1 protein-coding gene is annotated in these 546 nt (G+C 32.4%); it reads left to right on the top strand.

Annotation, left to right across the window (positions count from 1 at the left end; all coding sequences use genetic code 11):
- The first annotated feature begins 55 nt into the window (after positions 1-55).
- Positions 56-520 carry a GNAT family N-acetyltransferase gene (locus AB4653_RS26400; RefSeq protein WP_102257510.1) on the top strand — a complete coding sequence of 155 codons (465 nt, stop codon included), beginning with the start codon at positions 56-58 and terminating at the stop codon, positions 518-520.
- The last annotated feature ends 26 nt before the right edge of the window (positions 521-546 follow it).

Raw genomic sequence — 546 nt, 5'->3', positions numbered from 1 at the left:
ACGATATTAAAATGTTATATCGTTTTTTTAAGTACATCGTTTTAAAGGATTAAATATGATTCAGCTTAGATCAATGACCACAAATGAATATCCTGCGTATTGTGAATATTTCATTGATGATTATAGCCGTGAAATAGCTGAAAACTATGGTCACTCAATGGATAGGGCGCTCGAATTGGCTAATCAGGATCTTCTTCGTAGTTTTCCTAATGGTTTGGAAACTAATGAGCATGAATTATTGTGCATTGAATTAGGTTCAGAATTGGTTGGTTATTTGTGGCATTCGATTAACGCAAATGATAAGTCGACGTTTATTTATGACTTCTTTATTTTTCCAAACTGCCGCAATAATGGTTATGGAAAATTGGCAATTACTGCTCTTGAGTTACAATTAAAATCGATTGGTATTGAGCAAATAAAATTACGAGTTGCATATCAAAATCAAAGAGCGTTAAAGCTGTATCAAGAGGTTGGTTTTTCTATTTCTGGCTACAATATGTCAAAGAAAATAGTAAGTTAGCATTCTCGATATAACAAAGCAATCAA

The sequence above is a fragment of the Vibrio sp. 10N.222.48.A3 genome (assembly GCF_041475345.1).
In the GTDB taxonomy this organism is placed as follows: Bacteria; Pseudomonadota; Gammaproteobacteria; order Enterobacterales; family Vibrionaceae; genus Vibrio; species Vibrio tasmaniensis_A.
Note: the sequence above shows the minus strand (reverse complement) of the source record. Positions and strands in the feature narration are given on the sequence as shown.

Coding starts and splice junctions, on each gene's coding strand:
- AB4653_RS26400 (WP_102257510.1), top strand. CDS start 56: ATGATTCAGCTTAGATCAATGACCACAAATGAATATCCTGCGTATTGT.